This is a genomic window from Geoalkalibacter sp. (genome assembly GCF_030604225.1).
Classification (GTDB): Bacteria; Desulfobacterota; Desulfuromonadia; order Desulfuromonadales; family Geoalkalibacteraceae; genus Geoalkalibacter.
In genome coordinates, this window is record NZ_JAUVWH010000179.1 from 1 (window position 1) to 4,789 (window position 4,789).

The window sequence follows — 4,789 nt, forward strand, 5'->3', positions numbered from 1 at the left end:
AGCACGGCCGTCAGGGCCAGCACCGCCATGAATCCCAAACCAATCTTCATTCCCAGTTTCATGCAAATCCCTCTCTGTTGTGTGGATTGTCGAAATGAATGACCCAATTAGGCCGTTGCCGCAAGAAGTTCCTCGCCGCCTGAAACCTGCGCCAGATCGCTTTCCGAAAACACCCTGTCGATATCAAGAACGATGATGAAGCGCTCATCGCGCTTACCCATGCCCTTGATGAAATCGGTGCGCAGGCGCGTGCCGATTTTGGGCGCCGGCTCGATGTGCGCGGCGTCCAGATCGAGGACTTCCTCGACCTTGTCGGCCAGCACTCCAAGAATGATGGACTCCGTTTCCAGAGCGATTTCGACGATGATGATGCAGGTATTGACTGTCTGCGGCGTCGGCTCCATGCCGAACTTGACCCGCAGATCGACCACCGGCACCACGCCGCCGCGCACGTTGATGACGCCGCGCATGAAATCAGGGGTTTTAGGGACGCGGGTGATAGGGGTGAAGTCAAGAACTTCCCGGACCTTTTCGATCCCCAAGGCAAAAATTTCCCGGTCGAGCATGAACGTCAGATACTGTTCGGCATCGCTGGATTTGTCCGTCATCAGGCTTTGACCTCCTCTTGAACTGGTTGATGGCAGGTTGCCGCGAAGGCATTGGATTCTTTCCAATAAATGGGGCAAGCGCGATAATCCCCCGCGCAATAATCAACGATCAGGGGAATCCGCAGGCTGGTCAGTTGCGCGCAATGGCAATCCGCGCGCGGATTGCTGACCAGGGGGCAGATGTCCGGTGGCTTTTCAGGGGCCGGGTATTTCAAGGATGGGTGGTATTGGGATGCCATGGTCATTGGTCCTTTCTCCTTAGCTCCCTGTCCTATCAATGAATATGCCAAAATGAACAATTATTCATCCTGTGGGAGAATTATTGAGAAATGTGGCATTAGGCTGGTCTAAAACTTGGTTATTGAGGGAGTTTCGGCAGGAAATGGTAAAGCGAAAGAAGGCTGGCGCAAGAAGGGTGAAACTCTCAGGCGTGGCCGAAGTGTGTCATGGCACACCTGTGTAACGACACACAAGTGCGCCATGGCACACATGGGTGACATCAATCCAGGGCGATTTTGAAATCCTCAAGCTTGCGATACAGGGTTCTCCGGCTGATGCCGAGCAGGCGCGCCGCCTTGGCCTTGTTGCCGCCCGCGCTTTCCAGGGCGCGGCGCAGGGTCTGCGCGAAATCCGCGTCGGCCCTGCCCTCCTGTCGCGTGCCCCTCGGCGTGGCACAAAGCAGTTCCGGCGGCAGATCGGCGGCGGTCACCAAGGGTCCGTCGCAGAGGATAAAGGCATGTTCCAGCACATGTTCGAGTTCACGCACGTTGCCCGGCCAGTCGTAGGCCAGAAACATTCGCTCGACGTCCCGGCTCAGTCCGCCCACGTCGCGCCCGAACTTGCGATTGAACGCCTTGATGAAATGCGCGACCAGCATGGGGATGTCGGCGCGCCGCTCGCGCAGGGGCGGAAGGGCGACGGTCACGACCTTGAGGCGATAGAAAAGATCCTCGCGAAATTCGCCGCGTCGAATTTTGGCGGGCAAATCCTGATGCGTCGCGGCGATGACGCGCACATCCACGGGGACGGGGGTGGAATCGCCGACCCGCTCGATGGTCTTTTCCTGCAGCACACGCAGCAAGCGCACCTGCATGCGCGGCGAAATATCCCCGATCTCATCAAGAAAAATCGTGCCGCCCTGGGCTTTTTCAAAACGCCCCGGCACATCGCGAACGGCGCCGGTGAAGGCGCCCTTGACATGGCCGAAGAGCTCGGTTTCCAGAAGGCTTTCCGAAAGGGCCGCGCAGTTGACCTTGACCAGGGGGCCATCTCGCCTGGGGCTTTTTGCGTGCAGGGCATCGGCGACCAGTTCCTTGCCGGTGCCGCTTTCGCCCGTGATCAGAACGGCGGTCGAAACGGGCGCGAGTTTTTCAAGCAGGCCGTAAAGGGACTGCATGACCGGCGTCGCGCCGATCAGCCCTTGATAGCGCGACGATTCGTGCAGACGGCGCTCCAGGGCGACAAGGCGGGTTTCGTCGCGCACCACCAGCACCGCCCCGGAAAAGCGTCCGCGGCCATCCGTGAGAGACGCCGTGTTGAGGGTCAAAACGCGCGCCTGTCCCTCAGGCGAGCGGCATTCGAAACGCTCCGTCGTCTGATGCTGGTGTTCGTCAAGGGTTTTGCGCAAGGCAAGCCGGCAGGCACCCCGGCAGCCGCGCTCCTCCAGGTCGAAGGGCCGGCCCAGGTCCTCGGGTGAGAGAGCGCAGAGAGTCCGAGCTGCCGGGTTGAAGGACAGCAGGCGCAGTTCCTTGTCCACCGTGAGGATGGCATCCCTGACGCCGCGAAAGACCGCTTCGAGATGCGCCTGGGAACCGCGCTTTTCCTCCTCGGCCTGCTTGAGGCGCAGGGCGGTGCGCGTCACACGCAGCAGGGCCTGTTGATTGACCGGCTTGGGGAGATAGTCGAAGGCCCCGAGACGCAGAGCCTCAGCCGCCGTATCCACGGTGGGAAAGCCGGTCATCAGCACCACCGGGCATTGACAATGACGCTCGCGCAGGCCCCGCAGAAGATCAACACCGCAGTCGCCGCCAAGCAGGATATCGAGAAAAATCAGATCGTAGTCTTCACGCAGGACCAGGTCCAGGGCCTCATCGGCGCTTTTGGCCGTCGCCACGACATGGCCTTCGTCCGACAGAAACGAGGCAAAGGTAAAACGGATGCTCTCCTCGTCATCCACCACCAGAATCCGCGCGCTCATTCCCGGATAGCCTCCGCGTCGCGCAAGGGCAGCTCGATGCTCAGGGTGGTGAAGGAGCCCTCCTCGCTGTCCAGCAGCAGGCGGCCACCGTGATCCTTGATGATGCCGTAACTGATGCTCAGGCCCAGCCCCGTGCCGCGATCCGCCGGCTTGGTGGTGAAGAAGGGATTGAACACCTTGTCGCGCAGATGCCGCGGAACGCCGACGCCGTGATCGTGGAAGCTGATTCGCACAAAACCCTTGCTTGTCTCAATCATATCAACACGAATCTCAAGTACTTTATCAGGGTTTTTGCCGGGGTATTTTTCATTGAGGGCATAGCGGGCGTTGCTGATCAGGTTGAGGAATACCTGCTGCAAATGCTGCTTGCGGGCGGCAATGGCGGGCACATCCACGGCGACCTCGATGCCGAAGACAATCCCCTCCTTGCGCAGTTGGGCGCCGACCAGCAGCAGGCAATCCTTGAGAAGCTCCCCGAGATCCACCGGCCTTTTCGCTTCCGCCTGAGGACGAGCAAAAGCCAACAGGCTGCCGACGATGGCGGCGATGCGATCGCCCTCACGCAGGATGCCCTCGGCGAGTTGTCGATTGACCTCATCGCCTCCCAGGCGGTTGACCAGCATCTGGGCGTAATTGATGACGCCGTTGACGGGGTTGTTGATCTCGTGGGCGACACCGGCGGCCAGTTCGCCGATGGAAGCCAGTTGCGAGGCGCGCAGAACCTCGGCCTGGGCCTGTTTTTCGCGCACGCAGAGATTCCATTCACGCAGGGCGCGCCCCACGGTCCGCGGCAGTTCGGCAAATGCGCCAGGGGATTTGACGATGTAATCGAGGGCGCCGGCCTTCATGGCCGCGACGGCGATTTTTTCATCGGCCTGGGCGGTGAGAATGAGCACCGGAAAGGGACGCTCCTCGCCGGCATGGCTCAGCAGGTCGACAGCCCGCCCATCGGGCAGGTTCAGATCCATCAGCACGATCTGGGGCACCTGCTCCGCCACCCGCAAGCGATAGTCCCTCAGGCTGCCCGCGACGGCGATGTCCACCCAGGAGTCCGGCGCCTTGAAGGCGCGGGTAATGGCCAGAACGTGGGCGGGATCATCCTCGACCACAAGAATTCGCAAGGGCGTCTCGCTCAAGCGGCTACCCCCAAGCGGTTCCGGGGCATTCAAGCCGCGGATTGCGCCGCAGCAACCGGGCGAATTCATCGGCGGGCAGCGGCCGGCTGAACAGATAGCCCTGCATCATGTCACAGCCGTTGTCCACGAGAAAATCGAGCTGCTCGCCGGTTTCGACGCCCTCGGCAATGGCCGAAAGTCCCAGGTTGTGGGCAATGGAAATAACGCTGGTCACGACGGAGGCTTCGCTGGAATCCGTCGCCAAATCAGCAATGAAGGAGCGGTCGATCTTGAGACTGTCCACGGGGAAGGACCGCAGGTAATTAAGACTCGAATAGCCGGTGCCGAAATCGTCCAGACTCAGACTGACACCCAGTTCCTTCAACTGGTGCATGGTTTGTCCGGCGCCGAGGGGATCATGCATGATCATGCTTTCGGTCAGTTCAAGTTCCAGCAGCTGCGGATCCAGGCCCGTTTGTTTCAGAACCTTTTCCACCACCTGCAGCAGATTGCCCTTGCGAAACTGGCGCGCGGACAGGTTGACGGCCACGTTCAGGGGAGGCAGCCCCAGCGCCTGCCATTCAACGGCCTGCCGACAGGCTTCCCGAAGAGTCCACTCACCAATGGACACGATCAACCCCGTCTCTTCCGCCAAAGGGATGAACTCGGCCGGCGCAACCATGCCCCGCTGGGGATGCTGCCAGCGAATCAAGGCTTCGCAGCCGAGAATGCAGCCACTCATCAGGCCGACCTTGGGCTGGTAATAAAGACGGAACTGATCCCGGTCGAGAGCCTGGCGCAAGGCGCTTTCCAGTTCGAGGGTTTCCAGAAAGTGAACATTCATCTCCTTGGCGTAAAAGGAAAATTCG

At 60.4% G+C, this 4,789-nt stretch carries 5 protein-coding genes; all 5 read right to left on the minus strand.

All coding sequences use genetic code 11. From position 1 onward, the window contains the following. Positions 1–107: 107 nt before the first annotated feature. On the minus strand, positions 108–608 hold the full coding sequence (locus QAT43_RS14250; protein WP_305043753.1) for a chemotaxis protein CheW: 501 nt from the start codon (positions 606–608) through the stop codon (positions 108–110). Further along, the gene (locus tag QAT43_RS14255) at positions 608–907 is read right to left on the minus strand and encodes a hypothetical protein (RefSeq protein WP_305043754.1); all 300 of its coding nucleotides are present in this window, start codon (positions 905–907) and stop codon (positions 608–610) included. The genes QAT43_RS14250 and QAT43_RS14255 overlap by 1 nt, the downstream gene beginning before the upstream one ends. Positions 908–1,107: 200 nt before the next feature. Continuing rightward, positions 1,108–2,805 carry a sigma-54 dependent transcriptional regulator gene (locus QAT43_RS14260; protein ID WP_305043755.1) on the minus strand — a complete coding sequence of 566 codons (1,698 nt, stop codon included), beginning with the start codon at positions 2,803–2,805 and terminating at the stop codon, positions 1,108–1,110. Next, a complete protein-coding gene (locus QAT43_RS14265) occupies positions 2,802–3,926 on the minus strand; it encodes a sensor histidine kinase (RefSeq protein ID WP_305043756.1) in 1,125 nt (374 codons plus the stop codon). Before QAT43_RS14265 ends, QAT43_RS14260 begins: the two co-directional genes overlap by 4 nt. 19 nt (positions 3,927–3,945) lie before the next feature. Then, a partial coding sequence (locus QAT43_RS14270) for a putative bifunctional diguanylate cyclase/phosphodiesterase (RefSeq protein WP_305043757.1) occupies positions 3,946–4,789 on the minus strand: 844 nt, incomplete at its 5' end.

What these genes read in the sequence shown, in the direction of transcription:
- QAT43_RS14250 (WP_305043753.1), bottom strand. Translation starts at nt 608, where the DNA reads ATGACGGACAAATCCAGCGATGCCGAACAGTATCTGACGTTCATGCTC.
- QAT43_RS14260 (WP_305043755.1), bottom strand. Translation starts at nt 2,805, where the DNA reads ATGAGCGCGCGGATTCTGGTGGTGGATGACGAGGAGAGCATCCGTTTT.